The 20,794-nt window shown below is 63.1% G+C and carries 18 protein-coding genes and 2 pseudogenes; 13 read left to right on the forward strand and 7 right to left on the reverse strand.

Translation table 11 applies throughout. The features are described 5' to 3' along the window. Window positions 1-44: 44 nt before the first annotated feature. A complete protein-coding gene (locus ACQKRQ_RS36410) occupies window positions 45-839 on the reverse strand; it encodes a TetR/AcrR family transcriptional regulator (RefSeq protein WP_427482459.1) in 795 nt (264 codons plus the stop codon). Between the two features lie 74 nt (window positions 840-913). On the opposite strand from ACQKRQ_RS36410, the gene ACQKRQ_RS36415 reads away from it, so the two are divergent. The 3 genes from ACQKRQ_RS36415 (at window position 914) to ACQKRQ_RS36425 (ending at window position 5,369) form a co-directional block, all read left to right on the forward strand. Further along, a complete protein-coding gene (locus tag ACQKRQ_RS36415) occupies window positions 914-2,449 on the forward strand; it encodes an MDR family MFS transporter (RefSeq protein WP_427482461.1) in 1,536 nt (511 codons plus the stop codon). Window positions 2,450-2,824: 375 nt separating this feature from the next. Then, window positions 2,825-4,099 (forward strand): hypothetical protein, encoded by a 1,275-nt coding sequence (locus ACQKRQ_RS36420; RefSeq protein ID WP_427482463.1) that lies wholly within the window; start codon window positions 2,825-2,827, stop codon window positions 4,097-4,099. A gap of 193 nt (window positions 4,100-4,292) precedes the next feature. Then, window positions 4,293-5,369, forward strand: a complete 1,077-nt coding sequence (locus ACQKRQ_RS36425) for a TAXI family TRAP transporter solute-binding subunit (RefSeq protein WP_408314056.1) — start codon at window positions 4,293-4,295, stop codon at window positions 5,367-5,369. 52 nt (window positions 5,370-5,421) lie between these two features. On the opposite strand, the gene ACQKRQ_RS36430 is transcribed toward ACQKRQ_RS36425, so the two are convergent. Both ACQKRQ_RS36430 and ACQKRQ_RS36435 read right to left on the reverse strand, forming a co-directional pair. Continuing rightward, window positions 5,422-5,949, reverse strand: a complete 528-nt coding sequence (locus ACQKRQ_RS36430; protein ID WP_427482465.1) for a hypothetical protein — start codon at window positions 5,947-5,949, stop codon at window positions 5,422-5,424. Between the two features lie 166 nt (window positions 5,950-6,115). Further along, window positions 6,116-9,505: an autotransporter outer membrane beta-barrel domain-containing protein gene (locus ACQKRQ_RS36435; protein ID WP_427482467.1), complete on the reverse strand. Its 3,390-nt coding sequence runs from the start codon at window positions 9,503-9,505 to the stop codon at window positions 6,116-6,118. Window positions 9,506-9,788: 283 nt separating this feature from the next. On the opposite strand from ACQKRQ_RS36435, the gene ACQKRQ_RS36440 reads away from it, so the two are divergent. The 7 genes and pseudogenes from ACQKRQ_RS36440 to ACQKRQ_RS36470 all read left to right on the forward strand — a co-directional run. Next, window positions 9,789-10,679 (forward strand): DMT family transporter, encoded by an 891-nt coding sequence (locus ACQKRQ_RS36440; protein WP_132382876.1) that lies wholly within the window; start codon window positions 9,789-9,791, stop codon window positions 10,677-10,679. Between the two features lie 167 nt (window positions 10,680-10,846). Beyond that, entirely contained in the window at window positions 10,847-11,743 is an 897-nt protein-coding gene (gene sapR, locus ACQKRQ_RS36445; RefSeq protein WP_132382874.1) for a sap1 transcriptional regulator SapR, read from the forward strand. 22 nt (window positions 11,744-11,765) lie between these two features. Then, on the forward strand, window positions 11,766-12,329 hold the full coding sequence (ddpX, locus tag ACQKRQ_RS36450; protein ID WP_427482470.1) for a D-alanyl-D-alanine dipeptidase: 564 nt from the start codon (window positions 11,766-11,768) through the stop codon (window positions 12,327-12,329). Window positions 12,330-12,385: 56 nt separating this feature from the next. Next, a complete protein-coding gene (locus ACQKRQ_RS36455; protein ID WP_408178412.1) occupies window positions 12,386-12,670 on the forward strand; it encodes a hypothetical protein in 285 nt (94 codons plus the stop codon). Window positions 12,671-12,850: 180 nt separating this feature from the next. After that, window positions 12,851-13,444, forward strand: coding sequence for an N-acetyltransferase family protein (locus ACQKRQ_RS36460; RefSeq protein WP_427482472.1), 594 nt, complete (start codon window positions 12,851-12,853; stop codon window positions 13,442-13,444). Between the two features lie 254 nt (window positions 13,445-13,698). Next, a pseudogene (locus ACQKRQ_RS36465) lies at window positions 13,699-13,878 on the forward strand (MerR family transcriptional regulator); the annotation flags it as partial. Then, window positions 13,844-14,542 (forward strand): annotated as a pseudogene (locus ACQKRQ_RS36470) (alpha/beta fold hydrolase); the annotation flags it as partial. The pseudogenes ACQKRQ_RS36465 and ACQKRQ_RS36470, both read left to right, overlap by 35 nt. Here ACQKRQ_RS36470 and ACQKRQ_RS36475 read toward each other — a convergent pair. Next, complete coding sequence (locus tag ACQKRQ_RS36475; protein WP_132382866.1) at window positions 14,517-15,071, reverse strand: putative glycolipid-binding domain-containing protein; 555 nt, start codon at window positions 15,069-15,071, stop codon at window positions 14,517-14,519. The pseudogene ACQKRQ_RS36470 and the gene ACQKRQ_RS36475 sit on opposite strands and share 26 nt — an antisense overlap. 275 nt (window positions 15,072-15,346) lie before the next feature. Between ACQKRQ_RS36475 and ACQKRQ_RS36480 the strand changes: the two genes are divergently transcribed. The 3 genes from ACQKRQ_RS36480 to ACQKRQ_RS36490 all read left to right on the forward strand — a co-directional run bounded on the left by ACQKRQ_RS36480 (window position 15,347) and on the right by ACQKRQ_RS36490 (window position 17,382). Continuing rightward, complete coding sequence (locus tag ACQKRQ_RS36480) at window positions 15,347-16,297, forward strand: urea transporter (protein WP_427482474.1); 951 nt, start codon at window positions 15,347-15,349, stop codon at window positions 16,295-16,297. A gap of 70 nt (window positions 16,298-16,367) precedes the next feature. Continuing rightward, window positions 16,368-17,144: a class II aldolase/adducin family protein gene (locus tag ACQKRQ_RS36485; RefSeq protein WP_427482476.1), complete on the forward strand. Its 777-nt coding sequence runs from the start codon at window positions 16,368-16,370 to the stop codon at window positions 17,142-17,144. 52 nt (window positions 17,145-17,196) lie between these two features. Beyond that, entirely contained in the window at window positions 17,197-17,382 is a 186-nt protein-coding gene (locus ACQKRQ_RS36490) for a 4-oxalocrotonate tautomerase (RefSeq protein WP_106280598.1), read from the forward strand. Window positions 17,383-17,560: 178 nt separating this feature from the next. On the opposite strand, the gene ACQKRQ_RS36495 is transcribed toward ACQKRQ_RS36490, so the two are convergent. The 3 genes from ACQKRQ_RS36495 to ACQKRQ_RS36505 form a co-directional block, all read right to left on the reverse strand. Continuing rightward, entirely contained in the window at window positions 17,561-18,760 is a 1,200-nt protein-coding gene (locus tag ACQKRQ_RS36495) for a porin (protein ID WP_132382860.1), read from the reverse strand. Between the two features lie 98 nt (window positions 18,761-18,858). Further along, complete coding sequence (locus ACQKRQ_RS36500; RefSeq protein WP_095420608.1) at window positions 18,859-20,211, reverse strand: TRAP transporter large permease; 1,353 nt, start codon at window positions 20,209-20,211, stop codon at window positions 18,859-18,861. A 7-nt stretch (window positions 20,212-20,218) separates the two neighbouring features. Next, a complete protein-coding gene (locus tag ACQKRQ_RS36505) occupies window positions 20,219-20,698 on the reverse strand; it encodes a TRAP transporter small permease (RefSeq protein WP_132382858.1) in 480 nt (159 codons plus the stop codon). Window positions 20,699-20,794: the final 96 nt, after the last annotated feature.

Below are 20,794 nucleotides of genomic sequence, written 5' to 3' on the forward strand. Positions count from 1 at the left end.
GTGACGCCGGCGCGGCTCAGCGAGCAGCGGCCATCAATCGCCTATCAATCGGCTTTCTTCGGACCAATGCCCTGCAGCAGCAAGGCCACGGCATGCCGCGCGATTTCCTCGCCGCCGATATTGCGACGCACGGGATCGTTGCACCACAGCTTCGACGTGGCCAGCGGCAAGATCGTCAGCCCTAGCAGCGTGACGAATACGAGCGCGGGTTCCAGTCCGGCGTTCAAGCGCCCTTCTTTCTGCCAGCGGGCAATGGCTGACAGCGACGCCTTCTGATGCGCGTTGCCAAAGCGCTCGTGCATGCGCTGACGCAACAGACCGCCGTCGCTGATCACTTCGCGCACCCACAGCGACGGAAACCACGGATGGTCGGCCGCCACCTGCACCAGTCGCTGCGCGAGTTGCGTGATCGCCGCGACCGGATCGTCGGGATTTTCCTGGAACGGCACGCCGAGCCCCGCGCGCAGCGGCGCGAAACGTTCGTCGATCAGCACGTCGAGCAGTTGATCGCGCGTCTTGAAGTAGTAATGCATCATCGCCGGCGTGAAACCGGCCTCGCGGGCGATCTCCCCAAGCGTGGTGTCGACGATGCCCTGCCGCGCGAACAGCACGAGCGCGGCATCGAGCAAGCGGTTGCGCTGCTCCGGTCCGCGCGCGGCGCCTGAAGGCCTGCCTGGCCGCCGTGCGGGTGCGGCGGCCGCCTCCGGTTTTACCGACAGCGCGCCTGCGTGGGTTTCAACGGCGTGGCTCGGCGCGGAGCGCGCCTTGCGAACCTTCACGGCAGCCGTGTCAGGCACCGTGTTTTTCACCCTTCGACCATCGGACGGAATCCTTGCCATTGCCTTCAAATTGACTGGTGACGCGATGTCGCATATATTAATCTCTGAATTAATTAATTTCAACCCGTGATGCCATGGACCAATCGACCACGACACAACCCGCCGAGCTGACCCAGGCCCACGCGCAGGCGAGCGCGCAGGCAGCCGATCACCCGCCGATCCGCCTGCTGTTTCCGGCACTGCTGCTGGTCATGCTGCTCGCCGCGCTCGATCAGACGATCGTCTCGACGGCGCTGCCGACCATCGTCGGCGAACTGGGCGGGCTCAATAATCTGTCATGGGTGGTGACCGCCTATCTGCTCAGCTCGACCATCGTCGTGCCGCTGTACGGCAAGTTCGGCGACCTGTTCGGCCGCAAGATCGTGCTGCAGACAGCGATCATCGTGTTCCTGGTCGGCTCCGCGCTGTGCGGCGTCGCGCAGGACATGACGCAGCTCATCGTGCTGCGCGCGCTTCAAGGTCTCGGCGGCGGCGGTTTGCTGGTGGTGACGATGGCCGCCATCGCCGACGTGATTCCGCCGGCTGAACGCGGCCGCTATCAGGGCGTGTTCGGCGGTGTGTTCGGTCTTGCGACCGTGATCGGTCCGCTGCTCGGCGGCTTTCTCGTCGAGCACCTGACGTGGCGCTGGATCTTCTACATCAATCTGCCGCTCGGCATCATTTCGCTCGTCGTGATCGGCGCGGTCTTCAGGCCGCACGTTCGCCACGTGAAGCACACCATCGACTACATGGGCGCCGCGTTTCTCGCCGGCGCCCTCACCTGCATCATCCTGTTCACGAGCCAGGGCGGCACGATCCTGCCGTGGTCGTCGCCGCAACTCTGGTTCACGCTGGGCATGGGCCTCGTGGCGATCTGGGGTTTCATTCACGAAGAACGCAGCGCGGTCGAACCGATCATGCCGCTCGAACTCTTCAAACAGCGTACGTTTTTGCTGAGCAGCCTGATCGGCTTCATCATCGGCGTATCGCTGTTCGGCTCGGTGACGTTCCTGCCGCTGTATTTGCAGGTGGTCAAAGGTTCGACGCCATCGGAAGCCGGCATGCAGATGCTGCCGATGATGGGCGGCCTGTTCCTGATGTCGATGGTGACCGGCCGGGTGATCAGCAAGATCGGCAAGTACCGCATGTTCCCGATCGCGGGCACGTTTCTCGTGGCGGTCGCAATGCTGCTGCTCGCACGTCTGCAGATCAGCACGCCGATTCATGTGATGTATCTCGACATGGGCATTCTCGGCTGCGGGCTCGGCATGGTGATGCAGGTGCTGATTCTCGCGGTGCAGAACACCGTGGAGTTCAAGCATATGGGCGTGGCGACTTCGGGCGCGACGCTGTTCCGCTCGATCGGTGGTTCGATTGGCGTGGCGAGCTTCGGCGCCGTGTTCTCCAACGGTCTCGCCGCGCGCCTCGAAAAGCTGATCCCGCCCGACACCGAATTGCCGCACGCGCTCGGACCTGCCGCGATCCACGAGTTGCCGCAAGCGTTGCGCGACGATTATCTGCAAGCATTCGCAGGCGCGTTGCACACGGTGTACCTTTCGGCTGCGTGCGTGGTGGTGCTGGCATTCGCGCTCGCATGGCTGCTGAAGGATCATCCGCTACGCAAGCACTGACTATTTTCCCGCTTTTCTCAGGCGCTTGATGCAAGCGCTTAAATGACGAGGTCGGACGCCACGCGCGCCGACCTCGTTCTATTTTCAGCGCCCTTCGAATGGTGTGAAAAAACCTTCACGCCCGTTCGTCCTGCCGATATAGGGGGTATTTCGTCGTACCTGCAAATGTGCGCTGGCGCACATAACCTAGGTAGCAACGGCGATTGACGTTCTCACTGAAACGCCACATATTGCAACCAGCGGCATCGCAAGCGTGGCCTTGCCGCAATGACTCTCCGGCGCATGTGGATCGTGATTTCCGCGGACATTGCTCCCGCTTCAACATGATCCGGAACATGCCGTAATGGCATCGTTTTCCAAAGGTGGGTCCACAGCATGTCCACCCAGACACTACTCGGACATAGTTTTCCGACGCCTTGCAAGCGGTGTGGCGGCGCACTGTACCGGCAAGTCGACTATTGCCCGTATTGCGGCGCGGCCCATCCACTCGACGCGGGTCCGCACAAGCGCACAGTGATTCCCGGCAGCCGCGCCAGCGCCATGAACAAAGCCGCGCAAAAGAACAGCCTCGAGAACAGCCTCGAAGCGGCGACAGCCGATGAGACCGACCCCACGACGCGTGCCACGTTCGCGAGCGAACCCGCTCGTGGCGAGGTAGTGATGCCTGCGTCCGCACTCGTTTCACCGGACGCGCCGATTCCGCATCTTCACGCGCTGCCCAATGCGGCGGCTCACGGCGCAATCCCGCTTCGCAAGGTGCTCTATGCCATCGGCGCAGTTGTCGTAATCGGCCTGGCGTATGTCGGATATGCGCTATTCAGCGATCGCGATTCGTTGAGCGGGAGTAGCGACCAGTCGGCTGAAACCGAAACTACTCAGGATGCCAGAACGACGACCGGTACGATCGCACTGTATTCGCCGGCTCAGTCCACCAACCAGGCTGCCGCCGCGGGCAAACCCGCCGTGCCCGTCAATCCCGCCAGGCCGGTACAGGCGATGCCGGCGACGCCCATCGCCCCACCGGTGGCCGCTGCGCCCGCCAAACCCGCGCCACAGTTCCGCGATGCCGCGCAAGCTTTGCAGGCGGCGCGCCTCGCTTTCCGCGCCAACGATCTCTCCGCGGCGCAAGCCGCGCTCGGCGCCGCGCAAACGATGCAACCGGGCAGCTCCGACGCACAAGACCTCGCGGCAGAATTGAAGTCGCTGGCCGCCCGCCGCGACGCCGCGTTGCAAGCAGCGCAAACTTGCGCCGCGCAGCAGTCGTGGCCTTGCGCACGTCAACACGCCAACGAAGCGCTCGCGATCGATACCGGCAACGACACGGCGAAGTCCATTCTTGAACGCGTGATTCGCGAGACCGGCTGGGCGCCGCTCAACCCGCGCGCCGCGGCAGGCACGCCGCCACAAGTCAAAGCGTCGGCGCAAGCGCAAGCCGCGGCCTCGTCGCAGCAGGCGGTTCAGCTACAGACGCCGTTGCCCAAAGGCACGCCTCCGAACAGCGAAGTCGTGGTGGCCGCCCCGCGTTCCGCCGCCGCGACGCCGGAGGGCAACAGCGTCGAGGCACGCGAACGCGCCATCAAGGACTCCGGCTGGAAACGTCCAGCGACGAATGCCGCGAAGCCCTCCGCGGGTGGTTCACCGAGCCAGTGACAGATAATCTGGATACCGAATCGTATAAACAAACCGCCCGAAAATCGCGCACGTCAGCGCGTATCGTTTGAGAGGTAACAGACGGACGCGGCGGGCGCGGCACATAGAACATGACATGGCAATCCGGCTCACTGGTGCTTCACGCGAGTCGACGCGCGAAGTCGTACGAACCTGACCGATAGGTAGATAGACCATGCTGAAGAGACTTCTGGCGGGATGGCTGGGGCTGGCGCTGATGGTCGTATCTTCACTGGCCTGCGCGGAGCCGGCGCACTACAAGATCGTCACCGGTCCGGAACGGGGCACGTATATTCAGATCGGCCAGGATCTGTCGAAATGGGTTGCGCAACCAGCGGGCATCGACCTGGAAGTGATGGCCTCGAAGGGCTCCGCTGAAAACGTGCAACGCATGCGCTTCGAGCCGGGCGTGAAACTGGCGCTCGTGCAATCCGACGTGTACCAGGCTTACATCGACATGGCCAACGCCGGCAATGCCGATGCCGGCACGGCAATCCGGCCGCTGCGGCTCATCATGCCGCTCTACGACGAGGAAATCAACGTCGTGGTGCGCGCGGACTCGCCGCTGAAAACCCTCGCTGATATCAAGGACAAAAGCATCAGTGTCGGCCTGATCGGCAGCGGCACCGCGCAGTCGGCCACGACGCTCTATCACCTGATGTTCGGTCAGGCAATTCCTGAGCAGAACATCCAGCATCTCAGCAACGAAGACGCGCTGGCCGCGTTGATCGTCAAGAAAGTGGACGTCGCGATCATCGTGGTCGGACAGCCGGCGAAACTGTTCAACGACATGAACCCCGACCTGTTGCAGCAAATCCGCCTTCTAAGGGCCGATCCGGCCGCACCCGAAACCACCCGCGCCAAACAAACCTATTTCCCGACGACGATTCGCGCGGCCAGTTATCCGACCTGGCTGAAGGAAGACGTGCCCGCGCTGACCGTCAAGGCGTTTCTCGTCACGTACGACTATGGCCTGCGCGATACCGTCGGCAATCTGAATCGCTTTGCTGATTCGCTATGCGCCAACTTCGACAATCTTCAGGAGCACGGGCATCCGAAATGGAAGCAGGTGAAGCTGGAGTTGCCGCCTCTCGTGCGTGGGTGGAAATACTACTCACCGGTCGAGAAGCATCTGCGCGCGTGTCTCGTGAACAAGAGCGCCGCGATGAACGCCACGGCGGTCCAGCAGGCCGCGCCGAAACCGCGTCCGACGTGTACGGATCAGGAGCGCTTGCTTCTGCTGTGCAAGTAAGTTCGGCGCATTGGCAAGCGGATGTTCAGGCGCGCCATCGGCGACAACTGAACTAGCCGGCAGCCTGACCAGCCGGCTTCGGCGGCATTGGGCCGAAGAACATCGCGATGAACTTGTCACGGCCGATCACGCGGACCAGTTCGGCGACCACGCAATAGCTGGCGACCAGCGTCACCAGCAAGATCTGGATGGCCCAGAAATGCGGCCAGTTCAGATCGGCGAGCAGCTTCTGGTTGGCGGCGGCGAGACTCGGCGCCTCTTTCCAGTATTCATAGAGATGCTCCAGGTAGTGCACGATCAAGGCCACCAGCGTATAAATCGCCGTCTTCCAGCCGATATTCCAGATCAACGGTTTCCGGGGAAAACGGTTGATGAACGGCAGCATGTTGGCGATCAACACCGACTTGCCGAGAATCAACGCGGCGATGGTCACGGAGACCGACGTTGGCAGCGTGACGTCGTAGCCTCGGTTGATCAGCGCGCGCATGATCGCGACAATATGCAGGATGACGAAGAAATAGATCGTCGGCGGAAGCATCTCCATAAATTCGTGCTTGATCTTGGCGGTCAGTTTGCTCATGTTCGTCTCCTGTGTCGATCAGAGTTAGCGCTTTAGCGCTTACTCTGGTCCCACGCAAAGCGGTCGATCAGAGTTAGCGCTTTAGCGCTTACTCTGGTCCCACGCAAAGCGGTCGATCAGAGTTAGCGCTTTGGCGCTTACTCTGGTCCCACGCAAAGCGTGGACCTCACCACGCCCAACGAACGCCCGCGTTGCCGATGATCGTCCGTTGATGTTCGCCACCAAGATTCGTGACGTAACTGACGGTGGCGAACGCGCTGCCCTGCTTCGTAAGCTTCGCCACGACTCCCGCGCCGATCTGCCCGGCGGTTTGGCCCACCGTCGTCACGATCGGCGTCACGCCGGCGAAGGTCGCCTTGTCGTCGCTGCCGAACGAACGCAATACGCTCAGGCGCAAGTAGGGTTGCAAAGTCGTGTGCTCGACATCGTAGTGACCCGCGAGCCGCACGCCGAAACGGCCGACGAAGGTATTGCCGTTGTTGAACGTCACCGTCGAGATGCCGTCGTTCAGATCGTTGATCGACAGATGCTGCCAGATCAGTTGCGCCTGCGGTTCGAGCGTCAGGCCGTAGCCGATGGAGAGTGGCAGGCCGCCTTCGAGCGAGCCGGTCACCGCATTGCCGTGCGTCGTCGTCGCGATGCCGTTGCGTGACGAGGGATCGACCACCAGCGAGCTGCCCATCACGACCGCGTCGGTGTACCAGCCGCCGGCGCCGACGTGCGTCCAGTATCCGCCGAGGCTGTATGCGTTGATCGCGAGATGCCCGACGTCGGCGTTCGGCGTGGCGTCAGCCAGACCGCTGACGTCGCCCGTTGCGCGCGCGAAGCCGATAAAGAAGCCGAAATGGTTGCGTTGGCCGCTTGCCGTGGTGTCGGCGTAAATGTCGTGGCCGGCCTGCACGCCGACCACGGAGCCGTCGAATTCAGGATTCACATCGCCGCTCTGACTCAGCGTGCTATGGCCGCCCCACACGCGGCCCCATGCAGCGGGCAACGTGCCGTTTTCGGAGAGCAACGACTGCTCGCCCTGGCGGTCGTGAAAGTTGTCGACCTGCAGAATGCCGAGCTGACGCGCGACACTTGGGACCTCGGCATAGATCGCGACTTCGGGGCGGTATAAGGGCATGGGTGCGGCGTTCGGCGACAGGCTTGGAAGCGGCGGCGTGCCGGCTGCGGCGATTGGAAGGTTCGGTTGGATGCTTGCTGGTGTCCCTGGCGGCGTACCGGTTGGCGTGTCCGTCGGCGTTCCGCCTGGTGTTCCGGTCGGGGGTGTTCCGGTCGGGGGCGTTCCCGTTGGCGTTCCCGTCGTCGTACTCGGCGCGGGAGGCACCGTATTGCGCAAATACCAGCTCTCCGACGTGCCGTTCGTGACGCCGCCTTTAGCGAGGTAATAGTCATACGCACCGGCCGCGACCACGCCGCCGGACAGTCTGAACGCGGATAGGTCCGTCCTCGCGCCGTTCGCTGCCTGCACGACCTGAATGCCGTCAGCGAGCGTCGGCGCGCCTGCGCCTCCGGCATTAGTGACCTGCAACGTCGACGAACCCGTTGCCTTGCCGCCGTTGACGACGAGTTTGTCGGATGCCGAGTTGTCGCCGGCAAGCACGGCGCCCAGCGCGATCGTGCCGTTCTGGCCGACGTAGTTGCTGACCGTCAGCGTGTTGCCGACGCTTCGGGCGTTGCCGATTTGCGCGAGACCGGCGTTCACCAACTGGCCATTGATGGTGAATGCGCCGTTAGGCTGATCGTCGAACTGTGCGAGCGCGTTGGCGACACTGATCGTGCCATTGTTCGTGACGTCGCCGGTTACGCTGCCGTAGCCGCCGAGCGTCGCACCGGACGCGACTGTCGTCGCGCCGCCGCTACCGAGCGCGGCTCCCGGGCTCGCGGCATCGCCTACTACCAACGTGCCCGCGCTGACGGTCGTGCCACCGGCATACGAGTTCGCGCCGTCGAGAATCAGCATGCCGGTGCCAACCTTGTTCAACGCGCCCGCTCCTGAGATGTTCTGCGTAATCGTCGACTGGAAGTCTTGCGTGTCGATGGTGCCGCCGCCGGCCGCAATCGTGATGGCCCGCGTCGCGGCGAGGTTGAAGCTGCTGCCAAGTTGCAGCGTGCCGCCGTTGAATGTCACGCCGCCGCTCGCCGCGCCAAGCGCGCTGTCCGCCGACGCCGACAGCGTCCCTTCAGTCAGCACGGTGCCGCCCGAATAGCTGTTGCCGCTCGCTGCGGCCGGCGCAAGCGTCAATGTTCCTGCCCCGGCCTTTTCGACCGAGCCGGTGCCCGAGATCAGACCGCCATAAGTGCCCGCGCTGTCTTGCGCAAAGCGGACCAGTCCATTGTCCGTGACGTTCTGCGGCAGAGTCTGCGCATTAGCTTGCAGCGTCGAGCCGGCATCGACGAGCGCCGCCGCCGATGTGCCGAGTGTCCCGGTGAGGTTCAGTGTGCCGGTCTGCACGTGAGCGAGCGTGAAAGTGCCGGTGCCGGTCCAGTTCCACAGCGTGCCCTGCATGAGCAAGGTCTGGAAGTTCGTGAATGCGTTCGATGCCGTCCCGCTCCCTTGCAAGGTCACCGTGTTGGAGCCGGCGCCGCCGTTCGCACTCCCGTTGATGACCGAGCCGCTTTGCAGGATCAGCGAGTCGTTGCCATTGCCCATCGTAATGGCCGTGCCGATACCGCTTTGCACGAGCCCCGCGTTGATGATCGTCGAATTGCCGTTCAGCGTGCGGATACCGGAGCCGTTCTGACTGATGATCTGGCCGCCCGCGCGGTTCTCGATCAGCGCCGTGAAATTCGAGCCTGCGGTGTTGGAGAACACCGCGTCAGCCGAAGTACCGCCGGCCGTCACGCCGCTCGCGGTAATCGTCCCCGTGTTGATCAGGTGATCGGCGTTCCCTTGCATGTAGACGGTCTGCCCCGCCGCGCCGGTCGTGGACAACTGGCCGCTGTTGTTGACGGTGCCGCTTCCGCCGAGTATCGACGCAGCCCGGGCATTGCTGCCGGAGGTGGACACCGTGCCGGTATTCACGATCATGTTGCCGGCCTGTCCGAGATTGGTCTGCCCCCACGCCGCGGATATGCCATAGGCGTTGGGGCCGCTGGTGGTAATCGAACCGTTGTTGGTCAGCGTGTTGTTGCTGCCGTTCGCGGCCATGCCGTCGTTGAACGCGCCGGTTGTGCTGATCACGCCCGCTGACGCATTGGTGAGCAGGTTTGCGCTGCTCACGCCGAGCAGCACCGCCCCGCGCGCGCCCCCACTACCGCCGCCACCGGTGAGCGAAAGATTGCCGCTGCTCGTGATCGCGCTGCCGGTGTCGACGCTCAGCGCCACCGGCTGCGCAGCCCGCGCAAAATTGCCGACGGCGGTCGAGTCGACATTGATCGTTACGCCCGTGCTGCCCGTCTGGGCAGCCACTGCAGGGATGCCGGCTCCCGTACATGCCACAGTTGTCCCGCTGGGCGGGGCAGTACCGGTGCATGACGCCACTGCAGACGGAGCAAACGCCCGGTACAGCAGCACGGCAAAACCAAGCCTCGTTCCAAGCGTTTTCAGCATGTGTCTTGTCCTTTCCCTGATGCTTCATGTGGACAAACTCGCTGAGTTATAGCATTCGAAACAGGCTCTTACCAGGTTGGATTCCTGGCGGGACTTTAGGCGTGGGCCTGTTTCGCCTTGCCACGAGCCGGTTGCTGTGACCAACACATCGCCAGCCATGTGACCGCTGTACCGCCCCATTCCTCGGTACAGTTTGGACGATTTGCACCGATCCGTACCTTACCGTCCCTGCCCAGATAGCGGATGCTATGAGTCTCGTTCCCCACGCACGCGGACCTTCCCAATGGACAAAACGACAAACGGCTGGCTGAGCGGCTTCATCGGGGTGTTGATCTTCAGCGGCTCGCTGCCGGCCACGCGCGTCGCCGTGCAAGGCCTCGACCCGCTATTCGTCACGGTCGCCCGCGCGACGATCGCCGGTACGCTCGGTCTGCTGCTCCTGCTCGTATTTCGCCAGGCGCGGCCGTCCCGCCGCGAGCTGATTCCACTGCTGATCGTCGCACTTGGCGTGGTGGTCGGCTTTCCGCTGCTGACGGCGCTGGCGCTGCGCCACGTGAGCGCGGCGCATGCCATCGTGTTCGTCGGCCTGCTGCCGCTCGCCACCGCGATCTTCGGCGTGCTGCGTGGCGGCGAGCGTCCGCAACCGGCGTTCTGGCTGTTCTCGGCGCTCGGTAGCGGCGCGGTGGTGGCGTTTGCCTTGCGTCACGGGCTCGATGCCTCACCGATCGGCGACGCGCTGATGCTGGCCGCCATCGTCGCATGCGGGCTCGGTTATGCCGAAGGCGCGCGACTGTCGCGCCACCTCGGCGGCTGGCAGGTGATTTCGTGGGCACTCGTGCTGTCGCTGCCGCTCATGCTGCCGCTCGCGGTGTGGACGCGGCCGGCATCATTCGACGGTGTCAGTCACGCGTCGCTCTGGGGCCTCGCCTATGTGTCGCTCTTCAGCATGCTGATCGGCTTTGTGTTCTGGTATCGCGGCCTCGCGCTCGGCGGCATCGCGGGCGTCGGGCAGTTGCAGTTGCTGCAGCCGTTCTTCGGCCTGCTGCTTGCGGGGCTGCTGCTGCACGAACAGGTGCCGCTGGCGATGATTGTGGTCTCCGTGGTCGTGGTGGGCTGCGTGGCGGGTGCGCGGCACTTCTCGCGGGCACCGGCGTCGGCGCGACCGGCCATCTGAGGCGCGTCTCGACTGCGGCTGGCTCGCATTAAGCTTTCGTCTTGCTTTCGGTTGGTATCCGACTAGCATGCGTCTCATCGACATTCGAGCCCGCGCGGCGCGGATGGCCAGTTGAATATGTCATCATTCCCATGATCGACTAACCACTGCCCAGCGCCGCGACTACGATGCCGACCGCTTTTGCTCAAACCGTCGAAGCCCGCTTTGCCGAACTCACGCCCACCTCCAAGCGCGTCGCCAGCTACATGCTGGCCAACCTCGACCGGCTCGGCCTCGAAACCGCCGATCAGATTGCCCAGCAAGCCGGCACGAGCGGCATTTCGGTCGGCCGGTTCCTGCGCAGCGTCGGCTATCAGAATCTCGACGACCTGAAGCGCGAACTGCGCGGCGCTCAGGAGCGTCCGTGGCTGATCACGGACCGGCTCGACGCGTTCCGCCGCGCTGCCGGCCAACACGACGAAACCACGCCGGACGCGAGTTCGCCTGCCGAGCCCAACCCCGCGCTCGCCCGTTCGCTCGAACTCGAAACCAGCGCGATCCAGCATGTCTATCAACTCGCGCAGTCGCCTGTGTTCGCGCGCGTAGCCGAGCGCATCTCGAACGCGGACGCCGTCTACATTCTCGGCATTCAGTCCACGCGCGGCATCAGCAACGCGTTTTACAGCTACCTCGAATACATCCGCCCACGCGTGTTCTATTCTGACGGCATGTCGGGCTCGTACGTCGATTCGCTGAACTCCGGATTCGAATCACCTTATCTGATCGTCACCGACACGCGCGCTTACTCAAAGGTCGCGCGCCGCTATTGCGAAGCCGCGACGCGCCGCAGCCTGCCCTTCGCGCTCATCACCGACATCTATTGTCCGTGGGCGCGCGAATTCGATGGCGATCTGCTGCAGGTGAAAACCGACGTCGGCCAATTCTGGGATTCGCTCGCGCCGCTTACGTGTCTTTTCAATCTGCTGATTTCGGCGATTGTGGAAAGACTCGGGCCGCGTATCGACGAACGTGTCGCGCGCAACCGGGAACTGCAAAGCGAATTCGATCAGTTCGACGACCTCTGATGCACGCCACGTCCTTCGCCTCATGACCGACCATCGACTCATCGAAATCACGTCCGCCACACATGGCGTCGACATCGACCTCGTCTACGCCACCGCGCGCAATCTCACCGGCAAACCGATCTACAAGACTGCACATTGTCTACTGCTCGAACCGGCAGAAGCGGCATTGCGCCGTGCGGTCGAACTGGCGAGTCAGATCGGCACGACGTTGCGCATTTTCGATGCGTACCGGCCGCCGCAAGCGCAGCAACTACTGTGGGATTTTCTGCCCGACCCGACTTACGTGGCGGACCTGACGCGCGGCTCGAACCATAGCCGCGGGACAGCGCTCGACCTGACATTGCTCGACGCACACGGCGAGGAACTCGACATGGGCACCGGCTTCGACGCGATGACGATCGAATCGGAGCACTTTCATCCGGGCTTGAGGCTAGAGGTGCAACGCAATCGCATGCTGTTGCTAGGTGTGATGCATGGCGCGGGCTTCACGCACATCAAGAGCGAATGGTGGCACTACGAGTTGCCGGGTTCGCGCGCGTTGCCGTTGATCGACAACAGCGCAAGCGGGCCGCTGCGCCTGATGTGATCGATCGGCTGCCAGGAAAACGGGTATCCTCACCGGCTCGTTCAGAAGGAGGATCCATGAAGTTTTCAATTTGCCTGGCGGTTGCAGCCCTGACGCTGTCTGTCGGCGCGTACGCCCAGACCTCGCAAACCTTCCGTTTCGGCGAAGGCCAAAGCTCGCTGCCGTCCGGTCATGCGCAGCCCGCTCCCGCGCCTCGCGCGCAGGCCCAACAGGCGCCGGCTTCGCAACAATCCGCCGAACAGCATGCGCCGGTATCCGAGGCCAAGCCGAAACATAAGGCGAAGTATCATCGGCATCATCGTGGGCATGTGACGCAGCCGGATACGTACTCGCATAGCTGAGCGGTGCCAGGCGGGTGGCCGTGAGCGTGCGTCGTCTTCGCTAAAGCTTGCTGACACGCGCATGGGCTAAAGCGAAATACCCGCCATACGTCGTGGTGATTTTTGACTCGCTTCAAATTCGCGCGCGCGGCGGGCATAGTAAAACGTATCCGCCGATTTTTCGCCACGACAGGAACCTGTATGAGCACCACCCATCCCGCGCCCGGCACCTCCGGATCAGCGAACGCAACCGCCCCGCTGATCCGCGACGCCATCGAAGCCGATCTTCCCGCGATTCAGGCGATCTACGCGCACCACGTGCTGACCGGCGTCGCCTCGTTCGAAGAGATACCTCCCTCCGTCGACGACCTGCGCACGCGGCTCGCGTCGGTACGCAGCCACGGGCTGCCGTACATGGTGGCCGAGATCGACGGAGAAGTCGCCGGCTATTGCTACGCCACGCCTTACCGGCCGCGCGCCGCGTATCGCAACACCATCGAAGATTCGATCTATGTGAACGACGCCTATCGCGGCCGAGGTCTCGGGCGCGTGCTGCTCCAGGCGCTGATCGAACGCTGCGAAACCGGACCGTGGCGCCAGATGGTCGCCGTGATCGCGGATGGCGGCAGCGGCGGTTCATTGTCACTGCATACGCAATTGGGATTCGAATTGACAGGCACCTTGAAGGCGGTGGGCTTCAAACACGGCCGGTGGCTCGACACGACGTTGATGCAGCGAACGCTCGGCAAGGGTGACTCGAGCATGCCGGACGACGTGACGTCAGGGCGCGACTGAAGCGCCGTGTCTTATATTCGACTCAGCGCGAGTTGCGCAGTACCGCGGTGCAGGTGACCGGCCAGTCCTTCGAGGGCACAGGCAAACGGCAACCGCCGCGCTTACGTAGTGCGATTCGGTTGCCATATGCAGACAGTGAGTAGCCCAAGCGCGAGACCGGAAATACAAGCGAATCCACATGCAAATTTCCATCTTGGGCCTGCATCGGGCGACGCGCTGGTAGCCGCGCGCGCCGCCTCGTTAGAATCCCTCCCATGCCCAACACGCCGCCTCCTGTCCCGCCCTTGGCCGCCGACTCGCACGACCCGGCCGGTACCACGCCGCGCAACGAATACACCGTCGACGAACTCGCGCGCGTCACCGACACCACCGTGCGCAACGTGCGCGCCTATCAGGACCGCGGCCTGCGGCGCGCGGCCGTTTCATCTGGTCGGGCACGACTGGGGCTCGATTCAGAGTTGGGAAGCGGTGACCGACCCGGCGTTCAAAGGCCGCATTGTTTCGTACACGTCGATTTCGGGGCCGAGTCTCGATCACGCGTCTTTCGGCTTGCGCGGCGAGAGCGAGGGTGACGGCGACGACGACACTCAAACCGCACATCCCATAACGAAGCCCCCATTCGGCAGTAGCGTTCGGCAAACGCTCAAGTCCTGGTACATCTTTTTCTTTCATTTGCCGTGGCTGCCGGAACTGATGTGGCGCGCGGGCGGCGCACGCCTGTGGCCGCTGTGGCTGCGTGTGACGAAACGCGTGCGCCCCGCGCCCGATCCGGCGCAGATGCGCAACGCGATCAATGGTCTGAACCTCTACCGCGCCAATTTCATCGACAAGCTGCTGCGCCCACGCGCGCGTCATGCGCACGCGCCGGTGCAATTCATCGTGCCGCTGCGTGACCGCTACGTCGGGCCGCCGCTCTCGCTCGGACTGGAGTGCTGGCTGGGCGCATATGAGCGCACCGAGATCGATGCGGGCCATTGGGTCGTGTTGCGCGAACCCGACCGGATCGCGGCGAGCATCGAACGCTTCGTAGAGCGGCACCGCACGGATTGCGGCGGCTGCGCAGCGCCGACGCTCAACGCTCGCGGGGCAGGCGTGTGAACAGCGTCGGATAGTCGATCACGAGACCGTCTTCGTCCACCTTCATGTCCGCCGCGAAGTTGCGGAAGATGCCCTCGTAGCGATACTCGCGATGCAACTCGATGCACGAATACGCCTGTTCGACGCGCGTGACCTGCAAATCAGGCGTCGAAATATACGCCACCGAAATCGGCTGACGCTCGCCTTCGGCCAGTTGCAAGCGGCGGATCGGCAGCGTGTTGGTGAACGGCGTAGCGGCGATATCGATGTCGATGCAGCCTTCGATCGCGCTCAGCGCGAGGCCGTGCCCATCGTGCCAATGGCCGGCACCGTCGCCATGCAACTCCAGCTCGCCGCCGCCGACGATCTTCAGCCACGCATAGCGCGTGCGCCATTGCGCGTCGCAGCGCACCTTGTAGTGCAGCCCATACGGCTTGCCGTAGCGCTGCCCGACCACGACGCTTTCCACCGCAAAGCCGTCCTCGTGCGCATCGAACGCCAGATGTTCGATGCCTTCGCCCTCTTCCGATGCCCACCGTAATTCACGCATGTGCCTGTCTCCTCGTGAGGCGGCGCAGCCGGGTTCTGCCGGGTTCTGCCGGGTTCCGCCGGGTTCCGCCGGGTTCATATCGTAGCGCGAATGCTTTCGACTCGCCGACTCCTGGACATCGCGGGCGTGTGTCGCAAATAGCCACTATCAACGCGCAGCGATGCCCGGCGCGGCCTGACTGGCCTATGCTCGCGGTTCGCAGTCATCCGACCGGCGCGCGCCCGACGCTCGCGCGGCGGAATTGCGCATCATCGAAATCACCCCGCCTTCCCATCATGCACGCCGCCGCGACCGAAGCTCAATCCGCCGCCTTGCGCACGCTGCTGCGCAGCCTCGGCCAGATCGTGCTGCAACCGAACGCCTTCACCGGCGCGTGCCTGCTCGCCGCCTGGCTGCTCTACGACCCGCGCCTCGCTTGCGCGGCACTGATGGGCGCGGTCGCGGCCAATGTGAGCGCGGTATTGGCCGGTTATCGCGAGGACGATACGCGCGCCGGATTGCACGGTTTCAACGGCGCGTTGGCGGGACTCGCCGCCTTCAACTTCATCGCCGACAATGCGACAGCGGGCGCGGTGGCGATTCTCGCCGCCACGTGCACGGCGTGGTTCGTGGAGCCGTGGTCGCGCTGGCTGCGGGCGCGCGGACTCTGCTTCTTTTCGAGCCCGTGCCTGATCGTCACGTGGCTTTGGCTGCCGATGGTCACGGTCAATGCCCCATTCGCCAGCGTGCCCCCGGCGCACGCGCTGAGCGCGACGCAAGTGGGCAGCGGACTGCTCGCCGGGTTCGCGCAAACAGGCTTTGCGTCGGACGCGTTGCCCGGATTGCTGGTGTTGGTCGGGATTGCGGCGGCGTCGCGCAGGCATGCGCTGTGGGCGCTGATCGGCGCCGGATTCGCCAGCGCTGCGCATCTACTGCTCGGCGCAACGATAACCTCGTTCGACGCGGGCCTGTTAGGATTCAACGGCGCGCTGACCGCGCTTGCGCTGGCCGACTGCGGCCTCGTCACGATGCTCGGCGGCGTGGCCGTGTCGGTCGTGCTGCAAGCGTCGGCGGCGCACTTGGGCTGGCCGGTTATGACGGCGCCCTTCGTCCTCGCGACCTGGAGCGTGCAGTGGCTCAGGCAACGCTTGGTCCACGGCGTGAGCGCGGCGGCCGCCGAACCCGCGCAACCTGTGGACGCCGCACGCGCCGCGACGACGCCGGTCCAGGCCAGCCTCGCGAGCTAGTTGCGCCGCCGGGTTTCGTCACAAGCCCGCACCACACGTTTCGGCGATCATGCAACTTCAGGAGACAGACATGTCGTTCACTCACAGCCCTGCCAGCCGCGTCGCCGAGGCGGGGCCATTGTCCGATGCCGAGCGGCAGACCCGCGTCGACCTGGCCGCGGCCTACCGGCTCGCGGCGCTCAACGGCTGGGACGATCTGATCTATACGCATATCTCGGCGAGCGTTCCGGACGAACCCGGCCACTTCCTGATCAACCCATTCGGCCTCGCCTTCGATGAAGTGCGCGCAGCGAATCTCGTGAAAATCGATATTGCGGGCAACATCGTCGGCACGAGCGAACATGCGGTGAATGCGACCGGCTTCGCACTGCACGCAGCGGTCCACGCCGCACGCGCCGATGCCTTCTGCGTGATGCATCTGCACAATACGGCGGGCGTGGCCGTTTCCGCGCAACCGGCCGGCTTGCTGCCCGCCTCGCAACACGCGCTGCGCTTTTACGGCCAACTCGCGTACCACGATTACGAAGGCCTCGCGTTCACGCCGGCGGAAGGCGAGCGACTCGTCGCGCATCTCGGCGACAAGCCCGCCATGCTGTTGCGCAATCACGGCACACTGACCACCGGCCGCACGGTCGCCGAAGCCTACGTGCTGATGGCAACGCTGCTCAAGGCCTGCGAGATCCAGTTGCAGGCGCAAGCATGCGGCGCGGAACTCGTCGTGCCGAGCGATGCAGTCGCCGCACGCACGGCGGAACAACTGTACGATGGCGGCGCCATTGAAGGCGTGCTCGAATGGCCTGCCTTGCTGCGCAAACTCGACCGCCTCGACGCCAGCTATCGCGATTGAATTCGCGCCACGTTCAATTCAATTCCAATCTCGTTCTTAACGGAGTCACACCATGCCCACGTTTCATATCGAACTCTTCGAAGGCCGCTCGGTGGAACAGAAACGCCAGTTCGTCGAAGCCATTACCAAGGCGACTTGCGAATCGCTCGGGGTCGAACCGAATTCGGTGGATATCATTCTGACCGACGTGAAACGCGAAAACTGGGCAACGGCCGGGCGTTTGTGGTCCGACGCCTGAGGGTGAAGCGTGCGGTATGCTTGACGACGCTGGCCGTGCACTGGCGCTTCAAATCCGCGTCACCAAGGGTTCTCACCTTGAGCTGCGCGCGTTGCGCGCGCAGCTTGTGATGCTCAGCGAAGCGTATTTAACGCATCGCCGTGGCGGCGTAACAACACACCGCCACGAAGTTACGCCATCAGAACTTGTGGATGATGCCCACACCGGCAGCAAACTGGCTGCGTGACGAGGACGGCGCGCTGTTCTGGCCGTCGCCGATATCGGCCGTCGCGTTGATGATGCTCACGCCGTTCGTGCCCAGGGTCTGACCGCCTGCGCGTTGATACGCCTCGAGCGCATACAGACCGGTGCGCTTGGAGAGGCTGTAGTACTGCGAGAGGTTGAACTGCTGGTAGCTAGCCGAGCTCGTGATGCCGTTCGCTTTGGTAGCACGCGTATAGCTGTAGCCCGCAGCCAGGTCCAGTGCCGTCAAAGGCTTGAAGTGCAGCACGGCACCGCCGGTGTTGAAGATCGCGGTGGTGTGGAACGGCGAGTTGATACCCGGAACGTATTGCACGTTCGAGTACGAGAACGACACGTCCCACTGCGGAGTGAACGCATAGCCGCCCGTTACCGCCACGCGCTGCTGTGCCTGGGCGCGCTGATAGCCGTTGTTGATGCCCGACACACCCGCCTGGGCGCCGTTGTTCGACGTCGTGGAGTCAGCGCCCCATGCGCCGCCGCCAGGCGTCGAGTTGTTGATGCGCTGGAAGCCCGCCGCAATGCCGAACGGACCATTCAGGTACTGCAAGGCCGCGCTCCACGTCGAACCGGCGTTGAAGCTGCCCGGCACGCCGCCCAGCGCATACGAGCCGCTAGCCGTCAGCCCATAGAAGTTCGGCGACGTGTACACCAGCGAGTTATTGACGCGGTACAGCGTATCCAGGGAGTCGATATCGCCCGGGTGTGCGCCGTATGCGCCCGTCAGCCAGGTGGTCGGGCTGTACGGCGAGAGCAGCGTGTAGTACGACGTATATTGGCGGCCTGCGGTGAACGTACCGTAGCTGGCATTCGCCACACCGACGTAAGCCTGGCGGTTGAACGCGAGACCGGAAACCGACTGCGCGCCAGTTGCGCTGTTAAAGCCCTCTTCCAACTGGAAGATCGCCTTCGTGCCGCCACCCAGGTCCTCGGCGCCTTTCAGGCCGAAACGGCTGCCGGCCCAGATGCCGTTGACCATCTTCACGACCGAACGGCCGCCGCTGGTCGAACCGAGCGACGTTTGGCTACTCTGATAGCCGATCCCCGTATCGACGATCCCGTACAGCGTCACGCTGCTCTGAGCGTGCGCGCCGAGGGCGACCAAGCCAAGCGCCGAAGTTGCCAATGCCTTTTTCATTTCTGCTCCTCTTTAAAAGATTATTCTTTGATCACGGCACCCTTCGAGGGCCGCGGAGTGTGGATATTTTTCGAATGCTCCGGCATTAATTAAGGATTTCAAAATACCGGATGACCATTGATCAGGCTAGGCAACCATGTCGAGAACATCGGTACGTAAGTCACGATGTTGATCGCGCTGAAGATAGCCAGGTAATAAGGCCACGCCACCTTGGTAGTTTCACCAATCGACACATTGCCGATCGCGCACCCGATAAACTGCACCGAGCCGATTGGCGGGTGCACCAGACCCAATGCGCAATTCAGCAGGATCATGATCCCGAACTGCACGGGACCGACGCCGGCGTGCATCGCCATCGGCAGGAACAGCGGCGTGGTGATCAGGATGTGCGCCGCCATATCGACGAACGTGCCGAGGAAAATCTGGATCAGGTTGATGTACAGCAGCATCAGCCACGGCAGGCTGGTCGCGCCGTCGAGCATGTGTTCGATCGCATCCGGAATCTCCAGATAGGCCATCTGGTAACGCAGCATGTTCGACACGCCGATCAGCAGCAGCACCACGCCGGTGGTTTTGGCCGCCTTGGACAATGCGTGGAACAGCTTCTTCATCGTCATCGAGCGATACACGACGATCGTCAGCACCAGCGAATAAAACACTGCGATAGCGGCGGCTTCCGTCGCCGTGGCAATGCCTTTTGCCACGCAAACCAGAATGATCGCAATCACCATCAAGCCGGGCAACGCGCCAAGGAACGTGCGGGCCACGGCGTACCAACCCGGGAATTTTTGCAGTTCCGTCGACCCATCGGCACGACGCGGATAACCGTACTTGACCGCTTGCCAGTATGCGGCGATCAGCACGAAACCCATCACCCACAACACCGGCAGCAGACCGGAAAACAACAGATCGCCGATCGACACACCGCTCATCGGGTGTCCGTTCAACGTGCCCGTGATGCCCTGGGCCGCGAATGCATAAATGATCATATTGGTCGACGTCGGCATCAGCGCGCCCGCCAGCGACGAGTGCGTCGTCACGTTGACCGCATAGGCCGCGCTATAACCTTCACGCTTCATCAACGGAATGACCACGCCGCCCATGGCCGACGTATCCGCCGAGGGCGAACCGGAGACCCCGCCGAACAGTGTGCAGGCGACCACGTTGGCCATACCGAGGCCGCCGCGGAAATGCCCGACCGTGGCTTGCGCGAAACGCAGAATGCGGTCCGCGATGCCACCGTGCAGCATCAGCTCACCGGACAGAATGAAGAACGGCACCGCGAGAAACGAGAAGCCGTTGATGCCCGAAATCATCGACTGCATGGCGGTGGCCGCCGGCAAGCCTTCGTACAGATAAGTCAGGACACACGAGAGCCCGAGCCCGAAGGAAACAGGAACGCCGAGAAGGAGAAAAACAAGAAAACTAACGGAGAGGATGGCAAGTTCCATGATTGCTCTAGTTTTGTTTCTGTGCGAAAAGCGCGAGCAGGTTCTCAATCGAGAACATTGCAATGCAGACGCTGGCAATAACCGGAATGCAGTAACGCAACGATTCAGGCAAGCCGATAATTGGAATCCGGTCTTCGGCGGTGGCCTCCACCATCTGCAGACACCCGAAGAAAACCATCACCGCAAACGCGATCAGGCAAATATGCTGAAACGCCGTGGCGATGAGTTGCCCTTTCGGCGGCAATTTCTTGACGAGCGAATCGAGCCCGATATGACCGCCCTCACGCACTTTGAGCGCGGCGCCGAACATGGCGATCACGATCACCAGCAAAAGCGCGATGGGCTCGACGAAATCCGGCGCATCGCTGAAAACGTAGCGCATCACGACGCTGTAGATCACCAGCAGGCTCAGCACGGCGAGACTCACCGACGCCAGGATAACCAGCGCGCGGAACAGAAAATCATTTGGGCGTTTCATGAATCTCATTGAACCCATCCTTGCATACGACCGACCTGTCTTTAATAGTCAGCAATCCTGTTCGACTTATCGATTCAGGAAGCACGCAGCGGCAGAGCCCGCGAA

This window comes from Paraburkholderia sp. NPDC080076 (genome assembly GCF_050281145.1).
In the GTDB taxonomy this organism is placed as follows: domain Bacteria; phylum Pseudomonadota; class Gammaproteobacteria; order Burkholderiales; family Burkholderiaceae; genus Paraburkholderia.